1 protein-coding gene and 2 pseudogenes are annotated in these 3,026 nt (G+C 54.4%); all 3 read right to left on the bottom strand.

Translation table 11 applies throughout. The annotated features are described in order from the left end of the window. Positions 1–30: 30 nt before the first annotated feature. Positions 31–711 carry an HAD-IA family hydrolase gene (locus BS629_RS37900; protein WP_077988842.1) on the bottom strand — a complete coding sequence of 227 codons (681 nt, stop codon included), beginning with the start codon at positions 709–711 and terminating at the stop codon, positions 31–33. Between the two features lie 140 nt (positions 712–851). Then, a pseudogene (locus tag BS629_RS40420) lies at positions 852–1,828 on the bottom strand (DegT/DnrJ/EryC1/StrS family aminotransferase); the annotation flags it as partial. Positions 1,829–1,888: 60 nt separating this feature from the next. After that, positions 1,889–2,938, bottom strand: a pseudogene (locus BS629_RS37890) (ISL3 family transposase); the annotation flags it as partial. Positions 2,939–3,026: the final 88 nt, after the last annotated feature.

The raw sequence follows: 3,026 nt of genomic DNA, 5'->3' as shown, positions 1-3,026 counted from the left end.
GAAAGCCGTGACCGGCGCAACTGCCTGACGTCACAAACAAGCGCCTTGTTCAGGCGTCCATGAAACAACGTGACATCGCCGGCTAAACAGCTTTGTGGCACCTGCCTCTATCAGTCTGTCTCCATGCCCAGCAAGGCAATGAGAGCCACCTACGAAGCCAATCACCATCATGCCGGCTGCGACCGCCGCCTGAGTTCCAGCAACACTCTCTTCAATAACGAGACAACTGCCAGCCGGTGTGTTCATATTCTGTGCTGCAAACAAAAAGAGATCCGGCGCTGGCTTACCACGCGCAACTTGCGAAGCGCTGAAGACATGGGGCCAAAAGAAATCATCCAGGTCTGTGACTTTAAGTGCCAAGCAGAGCTGCGCAACATCACCGTTCGAGGTCACGCACTTCCTTAACTCGATAGCTTCCAAGGTTTGCCGAACGCCGCTGGTTGCACGCAGATCACGAGTATATCGATTTGCAACTTCGGCCATCACACGTTCATGATGATCCTCCGGTAGTCGTAAGCCGCCCTCGGATTCTGTGACTGAATAACTTTGCTGGCCAGTCATTCCTATGAAGCGATCGTTATGATCTTCAGCGGATATGATAAAGCCGTATTTCGCCAAAGCTTCGATGTGCACCGTGGTTGCAAGCTCGCTATCAACGAGAACCCCGTCGCAGGCGAAGATGAGTAATTCGGGACTTTTTGAAAAAGGCATACAAGGAGTCCTCGTTGTAGAAACGCTCTGAGTTTTGTCCCGGTGCAGCTTTCAATCTTCCGAGCATTGGGCAGAGTACGAGTGAAACCAATCGGATGTTGACCATTGCGGCACTGGGAAATTGGTGCGACGCGCGGTGCTCAGCCGGAAGTTGCTCCTGCGGCGATCTTCGGACCTTGCTTATGAAGAGCATTCCAAACCTTGTGAAACGCCTCTGCATAAAGCTCCATCAATTCGCCATCGTTGGGCGGCGCAATCTCGGAGACGCAAAACATCGTATCCAAGAGTTTCACTGTGTTTGGAAAATCGGCGGCCTTCCACTTGTCGCAAATGTCCGGAAGATATTCGAATACGGGCTTCGTGAGCCAAACACAGATAGGCACGCCTTCGGCCTGCAGCGATCTGCCCACGAAATCCCTTGCATCCGGGCCTGGCGCGAAGCCAAGTGCCGCAGGTTCGATCCGGAGGGGAAAGTTGAGCATCGAATGGTCGCAGTCAGATGGGTCGAAAAGAGGAAATATACCCACAAGTTCGCTGATCATCTCCCATAAAAGCTTGCTATTGTCTCTTCGGATTTGGAGTTGCGTATCCATCTCAGTGACCCGCAGCTTCGCTATAGATGAAGAGAATACGTTAGGCCTGTAGTTGTACCCTTGGGAATAGGGCGAGAATATTCGCGCTCCACTCCGAGACGAGCTGGACAGCGATACGCGATCAACATGTGCAATCAAGTTGGCGTCTTCCGTAATGACAAATCCTAACTCGCCCCCCCAAGGTGCTTGGCGCCGCTTCCGGATAGAGCGAGTGCGTCTGCATCGAGATGTGCACCGCCGACGATTGGTTTCGCGGCTCCGATCGATTGGCAGATGTCGTCGATCACACTGATGCCTTGAGCACGCGCTGCAGACCTCCCATAGGGGGCGAGAACATTGTTCCCAAAAAGGTGAGTGACTAAAACTGCAGCGACGTTGGGGTTGAACCTTTCAGTGGCCGCCCACTGATCGATTCCGGCTAGGTCCATGTCGACATCAACGAAGACCGGTTGGAGGCCACTGATTGTAATTGGTCCTACCGCTCCTGGCCAATTCAGTGCCGCGGTAACAACTTGCTCGCCTCGCTATTTGACGTGTGTTCCGGCGTGCAAATTTGGGTCAGACGCACTTTCGATGACGTTTGATCATGATGGTCCGACAAGGCGGGCTTGAAGGAGATCGATTTTCGCCCGGCCGTACATCTGCCGCTTCACCATTTTCAGTTTGTTGATCTGGCCTTCAACCTGACCGCTTGACCATGGCTGTTCGATAGCATTGCGAATGGCATCGATGTCTTTGGAAACGCCGTTCCCAAAGGAGGCAATCAGGCTTGATTTGGCATCGCTGATCCAAGGGCTCAAGTCAGATATATTTCTCTTGCGGATCATCGTCTGGAACCGGTCAAGCAACGTTCTCGCCGTAGCTAGTGCCGGGACGCTCTTCTCGATATTTGCGACTATCACGGCGTCGGTCCTCGTCAAGTTGTTCCGGTTAGTTGTCATCATGCGGGCAATTTTGCGGGCCGAAGGGACGCGTTGAAGGTCGGTCAGGCAGAGGCGATCCGCCCGCCGGCGACGGGTCGTCCATTCCGTAACCACCCTCAGCGACCCTCTGAAGCCTCTCGCTTGCAGACGTCGCCACAGTTCTGCACCATTGTGACAGCCCTCAATCCAGAGCGCGTCCAGGATCGGCAAATAAGCATCAAGGGAGCTTTCCCGAACACGGAACACATCGTTCTGAATGCCACGGGCAATCTTGCGCACTGTTCCGCGGCTGATACCGGTTCGGCGAACGATCTCCTTCAGTGAAAGGCCTTCGTCTTTCATGGCCGTGATGGCTTTGTTGACCTCTTCGCGCCGGAGATAACCTTCATACTGTATGCGCTCTGCTCGTGTCAGAAGGTCGGGTTTGACCGTGGAAGGGCTCATTGAGCGACGGATATCGCGCATCGATTTGCGGACGGCATCCAGAAACGCGCCACTCGCATTTTCCATAAGATGCCAGCGATCTGCTACTTGCATCGTGTTCGGCAAGGCTCGAGCCGTCGCCTCGCCGTAGCCACCGCCGCGATCTCGCGACACGACCGTGATGCTTGGATGATCGGCAAGCCACGCTTCCACCGTTGCCATTTCCCGGTCGGGCAACAATGCCACGATGCACCGCCTCTCCAGATCACAAACGATGCTGCCGTAGCGGTAGTTGAGAGCTGGCTCGGGAAATCTGCACAGCGGGGATAAGTGGAATTTCTACCTGACTTCGGCTTAGATGCCAGGAACAGGAGAT

This window comes from Rhizobium leguminosarum bv. viciae USDA 2370, from assembly GCF_002008365.1.
Lineage (GTDB): Bacteria > Pseudomonadota > Alphaproteobacteria > Rhizobiales > Rhizobiaceae > Rhizobium > Rhizobium leguminosarum.
The sequence above is the reverse complement of the archived record's forward strand: the minus strand, read 5'-3'. Positions and strand labels throughout refer to the sequence as shown.